The organism is Bradyrhizobium sp. 27S5 (assembly GCF_037217225.1).
GTDB lineage: Bacteria > Pseudomonadota > Alphaproteobacteria > Rhizobiales > Xanthobacteraceae > Bradyrhizobium > Bradyrhizobium septentrionale.
Window position 1 is genome coordinate 8964087 of record NZ_CP147714.1, and the last position, 15301, is coordinate 8979387.

Consider the following 15301-nt stretch of genomic DNA (forward strand, 5'->3'; position numbering starts at 1 on the left):
CCTCGGCTCGCTGGATTGGAGGTGAAATTCAGGCGCCTACAGCCCGCAAGGCCGCAGGCTTGGTCAGGCTGGTGTTGACGCGCGCGAGCTGGCGCATCTCTGCAAGTCCGAGGAGATAGCAAACAACCGATTCGCCACCGCGGTTTTCGTTGGCACGATCGGGGTGCAATCCATCGCGGCAACTTCCAGTTTGCGAATCGACCAACGCCACCGACAGATCGTTGCTGCCGAGAAACCAGCCGAAGGCGCGCGCTGCCATGGCCTTCCATTCAGCATCGCCGCTCGCGCGCCAGGCCGCAAGGCAGGCTGCGATCGTCGCCGTTGCTTCCACGGGCTGCTGATCGAAGGCACGGGGATGTTGCCGCTGCTCGCCGAACCCGGCGGTGCCGACCGGCCGGAAATGACCCGCTGCTGTGGTTTGTTGCGTCATGAGCCAGCGCAGGGACCTTAATCCAGCATCGAAATATTCTGGCACTTTCGTCGCCACGCCCGTCAGCATCAAGGCCTGCGGCAGCCGCGCGTTGTCGTAAGCCAGCCCTTCTTCAAACCACACCCAGTCCGGCGTCTCGACACACGCCAGGCAAGACATCAAGCGGTCGGCAAGAGACAGCCGGATCTCCCTGGCGTGGAGATCGTCCGGAGTCACTGCGCAATAGGCGTCCAGGCCCAGAAGCATGAATGCCCACGCTCGCGGTGAACGAAAGCTCTCCGCAGTCGACAATGCCTCGGCGAACAAGGCAGCGGCCCATCGGCGCCGCGACGGGCTCAGATCACTGCGCGCGGCCTCGCCCAAGGCCCATAGCGTTCGCCCATGGCTGTCTTCGGAACCTTTGTCTTCAAGCCAGGTTCGATTGAAGCCCATGAAATTGCGAAACTGCCTGGTATCGGGGTTCCACGCGTGCTGCACGAAAGCCGCAAAGCGAGTCGTCAACAGCTCCGGCAGCGGCTGTTCACCCGGATTGTTCAGTGCGCAGGCCAGCAGCAGTGCGCGGGCATTGTCGTCGACGCAATAGCCGTGCGCGCGATCGGGCACCGAATGGACCGCGTGCTGGAACAGGCCGGTATCGTCGCACATCGACAGGAAGTGGCCGATCTGCATGTCCGGCGGCGCGGGATTGCGGAGCTCCGGCGATCCTACGTCGGAGCGCGCGAAGAGCTTCGGCCTGTGCGCTTGCCGTGCAGTCTCGAAGACCGCCATGTAACGCTCGGCCGTGCGTTCCCATGTCATCGTTCGGCTCGCCGCGTAGGCGCGCCGCGACATCGCCTGCCGGCGAGCGTCATCGGTGAGCAACTTTGCGATTTCGTTGCCGATCGCCGAGGCGTTGCCGAAAGGCACCAGAACGCCGCATCCATCTGCCAGCAGCTCGCGCGCGTGCCAATAGGGCGTCGAAACGACCGGCCTCCCCAGTCCGAAGCTGTAGGCCAGGGTCCCTGACGTCATCTGGGCTTCGTTGAGATAGGGCGTGACGTAAACGTCGCACATCGAGATGAATTCGAGCAGTGTCGCCAGATCGACGAACCGGTCGAGGAACACCACCTGACCGTCTATTCCGAGTTCGCGCGCTCGCGCCATCAGGCCCTCGCGATACCCCTCGCCCTGGTTTCGAACCAGGTTGGGGTGTGTTGCGCCGAGCACGACGTACACCGCATCCGCGCAGCGTTTCAGGATCGACGGCATGGCGTCAATCATGACTTCGATGCCCTTGTTCGGTGACAACAGGCCGAATGTCAGGATGACTGACTTTTCCTCAAATCCGAGCCTCGCCTTCGCTGCATCAGGCTCGACAAAGGCGACATCGGGAATGCCGTGGGCGATGATCTCGATCTTGTCCTCCGGCACCAGATAGATATCGCGCAACAGCTCGCGCCCCTTGTCGGCCATTACCACGACCTTCGACGACAAATCGACGATGCGCTCCATGACCATACGTTGCCTGGCCGTCGGATCGGCCAGCACGGTATGGAACGTCGTCACCACCGGCATGGTAAGGCGCGACAGCAGCACGAGGATATGAGCACCGGCTTCACCGCCGAAAATCCCGAATTCGTGCTGCAGGCACACGATGTCGAACTGGCCGGCATTGAGGAAATCCGCGGCGCGCGTGTAATCTTCGAGATTGCCGTCCTTGATCTGAAAAGCGACCGCCAAGGGATAATCATAGACTTGACCGCGATCGGTCATCGCCACGATGCAGGCCTCAAGATCCGGGCGCGAAACCGATATCGCGTTTCGCAGGTCTGTCGTGAAGGTTGCAATTCCGCATCGGCGCGGCAACGAGTTGCCGATAATGGCGATACGGCGGGGCGGTGTCATGTCTGTACCTCGATGATCCGGCTTGATGTCGGAGCGTGCACGACGCCGGATGCGGCGGCAGATTTGGTCGTTCGTTCTGCGCAATCCTGCAGCAGGGCTGCAATTGGATCAGGTCCCGGATAGGCGATCAAAATACTCATCCCCTGCAGGCCAACCGCGATGTCGGCGCTGTCGCCTTCGGCAAAGATTGCGTCCCCAACGGAGGTAGCGGTCGACCCGATGCGCCCGCTCCCTTCGATCACAAGGATCCAGGTTTCCCGATCGGTATCGAGCGCCCAACGCGAATTCGCCTGAAGGTCGATCTGCTCAAGAATGAAATGCGGATTTGCGACGAGAACCTTCCGGACATCGGTGAGACGTCGTGGAGGCGATTGCGTTGGGGGTGGCCCCGCAACCGAGGCCGCCACGGCGCTATCCTCATGCAGCTCGCGATTCCGGCCAAAGTCGAACAAACGGAATGTCGTATCGCTGCGCTGCTGGATCTCGGCGAGCACGATGTCGGCTCCGAGCGCGTGAATTGTGCCGGCGGGGACGAAGATGACGTCGCCCTTCACGACAGGATACCATTGCGCCAGGCCGGCAATCGAGCCGTCCCTGATCGCTGCGCGCAAAGCCTGCGGCGTGAGATGTTGCTTTAGCCCCAGCGCAACCTGCGCGCCCGGCGCCGCCGAAAGGATGTACCAGGCCTCGGTTTTCCCGTTCGGCAGACCGAGGGCGTGCGCAAGCTCATCATCCGGATGAACCTGGATCGACAGGGGCTGGCTGGTGAACAGCAGTTTGAACAGGAGTGCCGGAATCGGCGCGCTCACGCCCGTACGCTCAAGCCACAATTCTCCCACCGGATCGGCGGAAGCGTCGATGCGGCTCCAGGGACGCAGATCGACACACCCCCACGGCTTGCGGGTGATCTGTATCGAGGCCTGCTCGATGGTCATCGATTGTCCTGACCCAAAACGCGCATGTCGAAACGACATGCCGCTGGTCGATTTCCGCTCAGACGGTTTGGCGTGGCTAAGACGTCGCGCTTCGCAACAGCGCGCTGTCACAACGATTCGATCACGACATCTGTTCCAATGGCCACTCTGACGCCCGGGAACAGCATTTGGACTGGCTGTGCCCTCTTCGGCCGCCCTCGCTGTCTCCCGTTGCCGTGCAGGCGCTGTCACAAACCTCAGCAGCCGCGACAGATATTCTTCAGCTTGGCCGCGATTCGGGCGTCTTCCGCAATCAACGGATCCTTGTATTCAGCTCGCGGGGCGCTGTTATCGACCGCCCGCGGCTCCTTCGATTTCAGAGGAAACGCCGCGTCGTAACAGCTGAGGCGCGCGCCCGTGCTTTCGATCGCGCGGCAGTTCAGTTCTGCGGCGAGAGCGCCTTGAGCGAATGTGCCAAGCGCCAAGGCGAGAATAAGCGTCCTCATGCAGGTGCCTTTCCGTTCAGTATTCAAACTGAACATCCAATCATCTTTCCTTTTGCCCGCCGATTGGTGCCTTGCTCGCCTTCGGCCGAGCCGTGCTCCGGCGAGGTATCGACGCAGCCATTGAAAATCTGCCGGCGTTTCTTCACGTTTCGAGCTGATCGAACTCATCAGGCATCAGGACCTGGCCTCGCGGCGTGCATATCCGCACGTCCATATAGCCGTCCTGCAGAAGCTCCCTTGCCTTCGACAAAGCAGCAGCGATCGTGGCGCGGCCAAGGTTGACGCGGCCGAACTGATGATTTCCACTGACCAGGTATTGGAGCTGCGTCGTCTTATCCATGCAAGGCGGCCGCAGCAGCCACCAAGAGCAGAAGAAATAGCGGGACGATCACCGGCGGCACGATCCAATCGGCCAGGCGAAATCGAGACACGTATGCTCCTCATCTTTTGGCGGGAGCCCTACGTTACCCTCAGTCACCGGTGAATGCCGTGGATGGACGGTGATGACGCGACTCTACGCTCAGGTCCGGCAAATAGCGAGCTTTTAAAACCTTGTGCGGCAACAGCGCCAGGTCCATGGCGCCCCGGAACCACGCAAGCGCCCTAGTTGCCTGAACGCTCCGTCAGCCGCGCGCGGATATCCGGCTTCAACACCTTGCCGACCTTGGAACGCGGGAGATCGTCCCAGACCTCGATCTGCTTCGGCGTCTTGATGCTGCCGATCTGCTGCTTGACGAAGGCGGCCAGCGCTGTTGCATCGATCTTTTGGCCGGCGCGCGGCTGCACCACCGCGACGATGCGCTCGCCCCATTTGTCATCGGCTAGCCCGATCACCGCGCAATCCTGCACAGCTTCATGCGCGCGCAACGCGTTCTCGACCTCGATCGAGTAGACGTTGAAGCCGCCCGTGATGATCATGTCCTTGGCGCGATCGACGATGTAGAGATAGCCGTCGCCGTCGATGTAGCCGATGTCGCCGGTATGGTGCCAGCCATGCGCCGAGGCCTCCGCCGTAGCCTGCGGGTTTTTGTAGTAACCCTCCATCACGAGCGAACCGCGGACCACGATTTCGCCGCGCGATCCGGCCGGCACGAGCTTGCCGTCGCCATCCATGATGCCGGCCTGCACCAACGGGCTGATCCGACCGGCGGACGATAGCCGCTGCATCGCGATCGTGCCGTCCGGATTGTAGTGATCGGCCGGCGCCATCATCGAGATCATCATCGGCGCCTCGGTCTGGCCGAACAGCTGCGCCATCGGCCCGATCCGCCGCAACGCTTCCGCAAGCCGCGCCGCCGAGATCGGCGCCGCGCCATACCAGAAGCATTGCAGCGAGCCGAGCTCGGCCGCGTCGAGCTTGGGATGATCGAGCAGCATGTAGATCACGGTCGGCGGCAGGAAGGTGTGGGTGACGCTGTAACGCGCGATCAGCGCCAGGAACTCGCCAATGTCAGGGTGGTGCATGATCACGATGCGGCCGCCGAGCGTCATGATCGGAAAACAAAGCACGCCCGCGGCATGCGTCAGCGGCGCCAGCGCGAGATAGACCGGACGGCCCTTGAACGGATAACCCATCAAGGTCAGCGCCGTCATCGCCTCGATGTTGCGTCCCGACAGCATCACGCCCTTCGGCTTGCCGGTGGTGCCGCCGGTGCCCGGGATCATGGCGAGATCGTCGATCGTGTCCCGTTCATAGGGATCGTCGGCGAGACCGCTCAGCCAGCGGTCGAACGACGGCGCGAACGGCAACTCGGTATCGAGGCAGACCAGCGTGCGCAGCCTGGGCAGGTCCTGCCTGACCGCCTCGACCATCGGTGCAAAGCTCGAATGGAACAGCAGCAGGCTGCAATCGAACTGGTCGAGGATGAACTTGTTCTCGGCCGCCTCGTTGCGCGGATTGATCGGGCACCACACGGCAGCAGCACGCGAGATGCCGAACACGCAGGCGAACGCGAGCGGATCGTTGCCGGACAGGATCGCGACCTTGTCGCCGGGCGCGACGCCGGATCGGTCGAGCCCGCGCGCTATCCGGTAACTCAGCCTTTGCACCTCGCCATAGCTGAGGTCGCGTCCGTCCATGGTGAGACACGGCGCGTCGGCGCCGAGCGAGGCGCCCTTGTCGAGATAATCGATGAAGCGCATGGCGGGCCTCGCGCGAGAGGCGGGTGGCGCGAACAACCGCGCCACCCGCGATTGACTCAGTCGTGCACAGTCAGGACCGGCTTGCCGACAAGCCCGAAGCTGCGCAATTGCCCGAGCAGTTCGTGATGGCCGAACGCCTGGCAGCCGGAGGCGAAGCCGACACGCTTGGGCGGCTGCTGCAGCAGGTGCGCAGCGGCATAGGCCTGCAGCATGCCGGTCTGCTTGTAGTTGCTGTTGCCGTAGATGACGCAGTGCGCGCGCCCCAGCGAGCCGGAGGCATACACCGAATCCATCGACTTGTTGACGCGCGGGTTCTCGCGCGGTGGCATGGTGTTCATCACGCCGGCAGCGGTCTGCGCCAGGGCTGCGTAGCGGTCGTCGGGGTTCATGTTCTTGGTCGCCTCCAGCGCGGCGGCGACGATCTGCGGCACGCCCAGCATCAGCGCGCGGTTGAACACGCCGCCCAGCACCTTCACGTTGGCCACGCGCGGATCGTGCTTGAACCACACCGGGTGCGAGGTGCCGCCCCAGGGCAGCGCCAGCGCCAGCTCGTGCTGGCCGGGGATCGCGAGGTTGTAGAGGCCGGCATCGGGCTGATGCTCGACATACTTGTTCTGCTCCAGGTAGTAGGCCTTGGCCATCGCGGCGTTGACCAGGATGGTCTGCGTCGAGGCGATGGTTGGGCTCCCGCCCCAGAACACGGCGATATCAAGCGTGTCGAGGCCGGGCGTCTCCAGGCAGAGCTGCGCGGCGATCTCGCCGGTGGTGTACATCTGCGCGATGCCCGGCGCCAACAGCAGGCCGGCATTGGCGAACCTTGTGCCAAACTCGTGTTCGAGCGTGATCAGCCAGTCCTGCTCGCCTGTCGTGTCGGTGTAGTGGCACTTGGCAGCCAGACAGGCCTGCACCACCTCGACGCCGAACTTGGCGAACGGGCCCACGGTGTTGAGCACCACCGAGGCGCCCTTGAACAATTCAGTCAGTGCGGCCGCGGTGTGCGGCACCGTCACCACCTCGTAGTCGGCGGTCTCGATACCGGCCACGTTCGACTTCATCGCGGCGTTGAGCTTCTCGGCGCTGCGGCCGGCGGCGATGAAGGGGATGTTGTACTCGCGCAGATATTCGCAGACCAGCCGGCCGGTGTAGCCGGAAGCGCCATAGACGATGACGGGCTTCTTCTCGCTCATTGCGATCCTCCGAAATGCTTGTTGTCGGCTTTGTTGCTACATGCCCATGCCGCCATCGACCGGCAGGCCGATGCCGGTGATGAAGCGGGCGTCGTTCGAGCACAGGAACACCGCGGCGTCTGCGATGTCGGAAACCTCGGCGAGCTTGCCGAGCGGCGTCTGCTCCACCACCGAGCCGACGGCGGCGTTGACGTCGGGCGCCAGACCGATCTTCACGATGTCATTGGCGAGCTGCAGGCCCATGTCGGTCGGGATCAGGCCGGGATAGATGCAGTTGACGCGCACGCCGTAGCCGAGCTTGCCGGCTTCCATCGCCGCGACCCGCGTCATGCGGTCGACCGCGGATTTGGTGCCGGAGTAGACGGCGATGCTCGGGAACGCGATCGTCGCCGCAACGGAAGCGATATTGACGATCGCGCCGCCCTTGCCGGCGGCGCCGCCCGGCCGCATCGCGCGGAAGGCGTGCTTCATGCCGAGCACGGTGCCGACGATATTGACGTCGCACATGCGGCGCGCGTCCTCGGCCTTGATCTCGCTGACCAGCGAGGTGATCTCGATGCCGGCATTGTTGATCAGGATGTCGTAGCCGCCGAGGGTTTCGATCGTCGCGGCGGCGGCCCGCTCCCATTGCGCGTCGTCGGTGACGTCGAGCTTGACGAAGCCGGTTTTCACGCCGGCCTTGGCGATCTCGCCGGCGGTGTCTTTGCCGACGCTTTCAAGAATATCGCCGATCATGACCGCGGCGCCGGACCGCGCCAGCGCCTGCGCGATCGCCGCGCCAATCCCCCGGGCGCCGCCGGTGACCAGGGCTTTCCTGCCTTCAAGGCTCTTCGCACTCATGACGTAGTCCTCCCTTTGCTTGGTGATTGATCGGTGCTGTGGCGATCGGCGGCACGGCCTGCGGCCTTGCGCATTCTCTGCGCACTGGTGGTCGCGGCCGGTCGGCGGGCGCAGCGTTGGCGCGCCCGGCGGTGCATTTCCTCCTGTCTGTCGTTAGGTCAGCCGTCTTGACGGTTGTCCAAATTATTGCGCCAACCCTCGTCCAGGAACTTGACACTTGTCAAGCCTGAATTTGACAAGTGTCAAATAGGATGGTGTGAAGGGATGGAGCGTGCCGCGGTCCGCGCGGTATAGTCTCAGCAAGGAACAGTCAGACGAAAGGCACGAGATGGCGCGGCAAGCGACGGGAGCGGCCCAACGCGTGGCGGTGGCGGCCGAGGCGCTGCGCGACGAGAAGTTCAATGCGCGGCGCATCGAGCTTGCGGAAGCCGCGCTGGAAACGCTCGGCGAGCTCGGCTTCGCGCGCACCAGCCTGCGCGAGATCGCGCAGAACTCCGCCTTCACGCACGGCGTGTTTCACTACTACTTCAGCGACAAGCTCGACCTGATCTGCTGCTGCGTCCGTCACTACAAGGCGAAATGCGTGACGCGCTATGACGAGGTGGTGACGTCGGCGCAAAGCCGCGACGAATTGACCGAAGGTTTTCTCGCCAAGCTCGCGGCAACGTTGCGGGACGAAGCCCGCATGCACCGGCTCTGGTACGATATGCGCTCGCAGGCGATGTTCGAGCCGGCGTTTCGCAAGGACGTGCTCGAGATCGACAAGAGCCTGGAAGCGATGATCTGGCGCATCGCCACGCGCTACGCCGAGCTCGGCGGAAAGCAGCCGGCATCCTCTCCGGCCGCGCTCTACGCGTTGCTCGACGGCCTGTTCCAGAGTGCGCTGCTCAGGCACCTCGCCAACGACGAGATGGCCGTTCCGGATCTGCTCGACGAAGTCCGTCGTCTGCTGCCGACGATCTGCTGAAACGATTGCGAATCTTTCGTAGCCCGGATGAAGCGCAGCGAAATCCGGGGCTACGCGGCAAAGATCGCAGAATGGCTCCAACCTCCCGTTGAAAAGGGGAGGTCGCTTTGCTCGTCAGAGCAAAGCGGGTGGGGATCTGCTCTCTCCGCAAACACCGTTGTCCGCGACTGACCCCCATCCCGACCTTCCCCCTTTCAGGGGGAAGGAGAAGATGAGGATGCCTCGCTGCATGCGTGCTACGGATTGAATGCGACAGTGCTTTGTTGCGCGGACGCGCAATAAAGCACGTTTGCCGTGACGACAGTCGCCCGAATGCGAAATGGGTTCGCGAATGCGAACGATTACGCCGCGCTCGCCGGCGGCAGTGCGAGCACCGAGTAGATCGCCTGCGCGTCGCGCGAGGCACGCAGCTTCTTGGCGACGTCCTGGTCGCGCAGCAGGCGGGCGATCCGCGCCAGCGCCTTGAGGTGGTCGGCACCGGCGCCTTCGGGCGCCAGCAACAGGAAGATCAGATCGACCGGCTGGCCGTCCATCGCCTCGAAATCGATCGGGCGCTCGAGGCGGGCGAAGAAGCCGAACAGCTTCTCCAGCTTGGGCAGCTTGCCGTGCGGAATGGCGACGCCATAGCCGACCGCCGTGGTGCCGAGCTTCTCGCGCTGCAGCAGCACCTCGAAGACGGCGCGCTCGTTCTGCCCGGTCAGAGCCGACGCGCGCGCGGCAAGTTCCTGCAGCGCCTGCTTCTTGCTGATGACTTTTAAAGCCGGGAGAATCGCCTCGGGTGCGACCAAATCGGTAATCGGCATTGGGACGTATGAACCGTCAGGTTGCGAAATAGGCTTTACAGCGGCGGCGTCAAGAAGTTGAGGTGGGATGCGGGCTTAGCCCGGGTCCAGCTGGCAGGGCTTCTACTCCAACGTATCGGCGGTGCCAACACCTGCGAACCCTGTTCCGCCCCCCTTATTCCTGGAGGCGGCGGACCATAAGCAGGGCCGGCTTCGGACGTCAATGCCATCTGCCAACTATCCTCAAGGGCTCACCGCGGGCGGGTCGACCCAGCCGACATTGCCGTCCGTACGGCGGTAAATGATGTTCACCCGGCCGCTGCCGCCATGCTGGAACACCAGGCAGGAGGCGCCGGACAGGTCGAGCTCCATCACCGCTTCGCTGACCGACAGCCGCTTCAGCGCGGTGGTTGCCTCGGCAATGATCACCGGGCTGTATTCGGTGACCTCGTCGTCGTTCTCGGGCGCCTCGATGACGTAGCTCGGCGCGTCGAGCCCGACGCCGTTCAATTCGGCAAGCGCCGCGTTGGCGGCATAGGTCTTGCGGTGGGAGCGATCCTTGAGCCGGCTCTTGTAGCGGCGCAGGCGCTTCTCGATCATCAGGAGCGCAACATCCGCGCTGGCATAGGCGTCGGCGGCGTTGGATTCGGCTTCCAGCGTGATGCCGGAATCCAGATGCAGCGAGCAATCGGTTCGGAAGCCGAAGCCATCTTTGCTCAGCGTGATGTGACCCGAATAGTTGCCATCAAAATACTTTCGCAGGACCTCGTCGGTGCGCTCGCTGACGCGCGCGCGAAGCGCCTCGCCGATGCTGATGCTCTTTCCCGAGATACGAAGGGTCATTTGATGCCTCAATTGCTGGATGCCTCGATCACTCTTGCAGGAGCATGATGCTTGCTGGGATTCCGGTCACCTTCCTTCCTGGACGACGCTTCACCTGGAAAGGTTGAGACTATCGCGATTTGACGCGAACGCAACGAGCGCATGGTCCGGTCCGTACTTGGACGGGGTCATGCTCAAAGAGTAACCTAAACGGGGGCTGTATCGCGCGACCGGTCGGACGAGGAGGCGGGAGCCGAAAGGGCGTTGCCAAGCATGCTCTGTTTATCACGGCGGCGCTGCACCGAAGATGGGATCCGCATCGCTTCGCGGTACTTCGCGACGGTGCGGCGGGCAATATCAATGCCCGAGGCGCGCAAACGTTCCACGATCGTGTCGTCCGACAGGATCGCCGACGGCGCCTCGCCGTCGATCAGTTGCTTGATGTGGTGACGCACCGCTTCGGCCGAATGCGCCTCGCCGCCGTCGGCGGACGCGATCGAGGCGGTGAAAAAATACTTCAATTCAAAACTGCCGCGATTGGTCGCCATGTATTTGTTGGCGGTGACACGCGACACCGTCGATTCATGCATCTGAATCGCATCCGCCACCGCCTTCAGATTGAGCGGCCTCAAGTGCGCGACGCCATAGGTGAAGAACCCGTCCTGCTGGCGGACGATTTCGGTTGCGACCTTCAGGATGGTGCGGGCGCGCTGATCGAGCGCGCGCACCAGCCAGGTCGCGTTCTGCAGGCAGTCGGTGAAGTACGACTTGTCACCGTCCTTGCGGATCGTCTTCGACAATTCAGCGTAATAGGTCTGATTGACCAGCACGCGTGGCAGAGTGTCGCTATTGAGCTCGACATGCCAGCCGCCGTCGGGTCCAGGACGGACATAGACGTCGGGCACCATGGTCTGCGTCCGCGCGGTGCCGAACTTCAGACCGGGCTTCGGATCGAGCCGGCGGATCTCCGCGATCATGTCTGTGATGTCTTCGTCGTCGACGCCGCAGAGCTTTCGCAAGGCCGCGATGTCACGCTTGGCGAGCAGGTCGAGATGCTCGACCAGCGCCTGCATCGCCGGATCGTAGCGATCGAGTTCGCGCAGCTGGATCGCCAGGCACTCACTCAGGTTTCGCGCACACACCCCCGGCGGATCGAATTTCTGCAGCACCGCGACGACCTCGTCGACCGCCTGCTGCGACGCACCGAGCCGCTCGGCGGCCTGGCCGAGATCGGCGGGCAAATAGCCGGCGTCGTCGACCAGGTCGATCAGATACTGCCCGATCATGCGCTGCGCCGGCGCCGAGAACGCCACCGCAAGCTGTTCGGCGAGATGGTCGGCGAGCGTCAGCTCGGCGGCCACGAAGGCTTCGAGATTGTACTCGTCGTCGCTGGAGGCGCCACCGCCCCATTCGGTATAGACCGAGGGTGGCGCGTCCTGCGCGGCGCGCGCCGCCGCCTCCGCCGGCTCCTCGGAGAACACGTTGTCGAGACCGGTATCCAGCGTCTGCTCGATCTCGGCGCGGGTGCCGAGGTCGCGGTTCATCCATTCCTCCTGGCCGGGCTCGAAGGCGGTCTCGCCGCCCGAGCTTGCCGCCATGTCGGAATGGTCGCCGTCATCCCCGTAGCTGCTGGAACCTTCGGAATCGCCGTAGTCGGACCGTTCCATGGCCGGCTCGCCCGCCACCGGCGGTTCCGGCCCGTCGGCGGCGCGATCGAGCAGCGGGTTGCGTTCCAGCTCTTCCTCGACAAAGGCCGACAGATCGAGGTTCGACAGTTGCAGCAGCTTGATCGCCTGCATCAGCTGCGGCGTCATCACCAGCGACTGCGACTGGCGGAACTCTAGTCTTTGCGTCAGCGCCATGGAGGCAAGAACGACCCTAAAAGTTGGCTCGATTCTTGCTTATCTTAGTCCGCGAAGCTTGTATACGGCTTGACGGATGCAATTTTTGGAGTAAGCGCGACCAGCAAGAGTGAACGCCCGGTTTTGCGTCAGATCGCGCGTCAGATTCTCTAATTAGCGCATGATCTTGTCGCCAAACCGCTTCACACTTTGGCGGATCATGCGCTAGAGGCGGAATTCCTCGCCAAGGTAAAGCCGACGTACATCGGGATCATTAACGATCTCCTCCGGGCTTCCCTCAGTCAAGATCTCACCGGCATAGACGATGTAGGCGCGGTCGGTCAGACCGAGCGTCTCGCGGACATTGTGGTCGGTGATGAGGACGCCGATGCCGCGGTTGGTGAGATGGCGGACGAGATCCTGGATGTCGCCGACCGCGATCGGGTCGATGCCGGCGAACGGCTCGTCGAGCAGCATGTAGTTCGGGCGGGTCGCCAGCGCGCGCGCGATCTCGACGCGGCGGCGCTCGCCGCCGGACAGCGCGATCGACGGGCTTTTGCGCAGCCGCGTGATGTTGAATTCGTCGAGCAGCGAATCCAGCTCGTGCTCGCGCTTCTTCTTGGAGGGCTCGACGACCTCGAGCACGGCGCGGATGTTCTGCTCGACCGAAAGGCCGCGGAAGATCGAGGCTTCCTGCGGCAGATAGCCGATGCCGAGGCGCGCGCGCTGATACATCGGCAGCTTGGTGACGTCGTGGCCATCGAGCTCGATCGCGCCGCGATCGGCCTTGATCAGGCCGGTGATCATGTAGAACACGGTGGTCTTGCCGGCGCCGTTGGGCCCGAGCAGGCCGACCGCTTCGCCGCGGCGCACATAGATGCTGACGCCGCGCACGACCTGCCGGCTGCCAAAACTCTTTTCCACGCTATGCACAGCCAGATAGCCCGGCCGCTTGATCAGCTGCGGCGCAGCCGGAGCGCTGTTCCTCGCGGGCCGCGCACGCGCCGGCGCTGCAGCGGGCTGCGATCGCGGCAACTCGACGTCGGGAACGGGGGCGGCGCGCGCCATCGGCGGCGCGTCGCGCACCGGTGACGTCAGCATCTCGCCGAAGGAATCGCCGAGCGCCGTGATGTCGTCATGCGAGCGCGCAAATCCGGTGCTGCGTTTCGCAGGGCGCCGCCGGAACATGCCGAGAAAATCCACCATCCCCGCTTCGCTTCAGCCTTTCACGGTAATCCCGCGACTTTGCCTGCGGACCAATCGATTCGCACGCGAAGGCGCAAGCATGATCCGGAAATCTGGATTCCGGCCTCCCCTCGCGACAACAGCGGACGCGTTTGCGCGGAGATCATGCTCAAACAACACGGCAAAGCGCGATCACCCGCGCCTTGAATGAATGGATGCCCCTGACCGGCCAACATGACTCCCCCTCAAGGCGCATCGTTCGGCCGGACCGCTGCAGTAGATACAGCCTCACCCCGCGCGCTTCAACCTCGCGGCCGCAAAATATTATCTAATGCATTGATTTATCTTGATTTTGGTGGTTTGGCGGAAGCTGACGGGGGACTTACGGGTGCCGTCGGCGCCGGCGCGCCGCTGCAGTCTTGCCCCTGAGCGACCATGGCTTGCACCCTGCCGGTGTCGGATTCCACGCGCGAGACGCCGGTCGTCATGTCCACCAGCAGGCGATCGCCGCGCACCACGTTCTGGCACTGGGTCAGCACCACCTGGCTGCCGCTGCCGCCGAGCATGGTGATCAAATTGGTCTTGGTGTCGAAGATCGCAGTGGTGCCGGTGACGACCTGATCCTTCTGGGTCACGACGACATCGCCCTTTGCCTCCAGCCGCTTGATCGAGGACGCGCCGGCGGGGACGGACGTCGCCGGTTGCACCGCAGGATCCTTGGGCGCCCCCTTGGCCGCGGGTGACCCCGGGGCAGTCGCCGGCGGCTGGGTCGATTTATCCTCGTAGAACACGACCAGGATCTTCGAGGTCATGGTGGTGTCGCCCTGCACGACCTTCACATTGCCGGAGAAAGTCGCCTCCTTCTTCTTGTCACGCATTTCGAGCACGGCCGCCTCGATCTTGACCGGCTGGTTGCGGTTCTGCGCGAAGCCCTGCATGGCATTGGGCACCGACGCAGTGCCCTGTCCGCGCGCCGTGTCGGACGCCATCAGAACGAGGACGGCAACGATTGCGGCGCGCGAAAGCAGCATCGGCATGACGACCCTCGCGCCACCGGCGCCTATTTTGGCTTGCCCGGGATGAGCTGAAGCGGCGACGGGGCAGCTGGGGCGGCAGGGGCCGCGCCGGGGGCAGCCGGCGCTGGGCAGCCTCCCTTGCCGCTCTGTCCGCCCTGGGACTGGATGAACAGGCCCTGCACCTTGCCGTTGTTGGATTCCACCCGCGAGACGCCGGTGGTCATGTCCACCAGCAGGCGGTCACCGCGCAGCACGTTCTGGCACTGGGTCAGCACCACCTGGCCGCCGGCGCCGCCGAGCATGGTGATCAAATTGGTCTTGGTGTCGAAGATCGCGGTCTCGCCGGTGACGACCTGATCCTTCTGGGTCACGACGACATCGCCCTTCGCCTCCAACCGCTTGATCGAGGACGCGCCGCCGGGGCCGGGTGTTGCCGACTGCATCGGCGCAGCACCCTTGGCGGCCGCGGCCTTGGTGCCGGCCGGCGCAGGCGCCGGCGCCTGGGTCGACTTATCCTCGTAGAACACGACCAGGATCTTCGAGGTCATGGTGGTGTCGCCCTGCACGACCTTCACATTGCCGGCGAAGGTCGCCTCCTTCTTCTTGTCGCGCATTTCGAGCGAGGCCGCCTCGATCTGGATCGGCTGGTCGCGGTTCTGCGAAAAGCCCTGCATGGCGTTGGGAACGCCGGTCATCGTGCCCTGCGCGGAAGCAATGCCGGCTGCGAACAGCGCGAGCAGAAAGGCCGCCATTGCGATGCCGTGCGGAAAACGTCTCATCATCAA

The 15301-nt window shown here is 63.7% G+C and carries 14 protein-coding genes; 1 reads left to right on the forward strand and 13 read right to left on the reverse strand.

Translation table 11 applies throughout. The annotated features are described in order from the left end of the window. Positions 1-28 precede the first annotated feature (28 nt). The 7 genes from WDM24_RS42085 to WDM24_RS42115 form a co-directional block, all read right to left on the reverse strand. Positions 29-2314: a glycosyltransferase family 4 protein gene (locus tag WDM24_RS42085; protein WP_338829883.1), complete on the reverse strand. Its 2286-nt coding sequence runs from the start codon at positions 2312-2314 to the stop codon at positions 29-31. Further along, the gene (locus WDM24_RS42090; protein ID WP_338829884.1) at positions 2311-3249 is read right to left on the reverse strand and encodes a class I mannose-6-phosphate isomerase; all 939 of its coding nucleotides are present in this window, start codon (positions 3247-3249) and stop codon (positions 2311-2313) included. Before WDM24_RS42090 ends, WDM24_RS42085 begins: the two co-directional genes overlap by 4 nt. A gap of 236 nt (positions 3250-3485) precedes the next feature. Next, on the reverse strand, positions 3486-3902 hold the full coding sequence (locus tag WDM24_RS42095) for a hypothetical protein (protein WP_338829885.1): 417 nt from the start codon (positions 3900-3902) through the stop codon (positions 3486-3488). Further along, positions 3877-4074, reverse strand: a complete 198-nt coding sequence (locus tag WDM24_RS42100; protein ID WP_166212812.1) for a hypothetical protein — start codon at positions 4072-4074, stop codon at positions 3877-3879. Before WDM24_RS42100 ends, WDM24_RS42095 begins: the two co-directional genes overlap by 26 nt. 263 nt (positions 4075-4337) lie before the next feature. After that, positions 4338-5876, reverse strand: a complete 1539-nt coding sequence (locus WDM24_RS42105; protein WP_338829886.1) for an AMP-binding protein — start codon at positions 5874-5876, stop codon at positions 4338-4340. 56 nt (positions 5877-5932) lie between these two features. After that, positions 5933-7063, reverse strand: coding sequence for a DUF5938 domain-containing protein (locus tag WDM24_RS42110; protein ID WP_338829887.1), 1131 nt, complete (start codon positions 7061-7063; stop codon positions 5933-5935). Between the two features lie 36 nt (positions 7064-7099). Beyond that, on the reverse strand, positions 7100-7903 hold the full coding sequence (locus WDM24_RS42115) for an SDR family NAD(P)-dependent oxidoreductase (RefSeq protein WP_338829888.1): 804 nt from the start codon (positions 7901-7903) through the stop codon (positions 7100-7102). Between the two features lie 328 nt (positions 7904-8231). Between WDM24_RS42115 and WDM24_RS42120 the strand changes: the two genes are divergently transcribed. Beyond that, positions 8232-8870, forward strand: coding sequence for a TetR/AcrR family transcriptional regulator (locus WDM24_RS42120; protein ID WP_166300103.1), 639 nt, complete (start codon positions 8232-8234; stop codon positions 8868-8870). Between the two features lie 341 nt (positions 8871-9211). On the opposite strand, the gene ptsN is transcribed toward WDM24_RS42120, so the two are convergent. From ptsN to WDM24_RS42150, 6 genes are all read right to left on the reverse strand, one after another. After that, the gene (gene ptsN / locus WDM24_RS42125; RefSeq protein ID WP_029082506.1) at positions 9212-9673 is read right to left on the reverse strand and encodes a PTS IIA-like nitrogen regulatory protein PtsN; all 462 of its coding nucleotides are present in this window, start codon (positions 9671-9673) and stop codon (positions 9212-9214) included. Between the two features lie 222 nt (positions 9674-9895). Beyond that, positions 9896-10495 (reverse strand): ribosome hibernation-promoting factor, HPF/YfiA family, encoded by a 600-nt coding sequence (gene hpf, locus WDM24_RS42130; protein ID WP_166300105.1) that lies wholly within the window; start codon positions 10493-10495, stop codon positions 9896-9898. Between the two features lie 185 nt (positions 10496-10680). After that, positions 10681-12336, reverse strand: a complete 1656-nt coding sequence (rpoN, locus tag WDM24_RS42135) for an RNA polymerase factor sigma-54 (RefSeq protein ID WP_338829889.1) — start codon at positions 12334-12336, stop codon at positions 10681-10683. Between the two features lie 204 nt (positions 12337-12540). Next, positions 12541-13521: an LPS export ABC transporter ATP-binding protein gene (lptB, locus tag WDM24_RS42140; RefSeq protein ID WP_166300181.1), complete on the reverse strand. Its 981-nt coding sequence runs from the start codon at positions 13519-13521 to the stop codon at positions 12541-12543. 320 nt (positions 13522-13841) lie between these two features. Next, positions 13842-14537: an LptA/OstA family protein gene (locus tag WDM24_RS42145; protein WP_414645658.1), complete on the reverse strand. Its 696-nt coding sequence runs from the start codon at positions 14535-14537 to the stop codon at positions 13842-13844. Positions 14538-14560: 23 nt separating this feature from the next. Further along, a complete protein-coding gene (locus WDM24_RS42150) occupies positions 14561-15298 on the reverse strand; it encodes an LptA/OstA family protein (RefSeq protein WP_338829890.1) in 738 nt (245 codons plus the stop codon). Positions 15299-15301 lie beyond the last annotated feature (3 nt).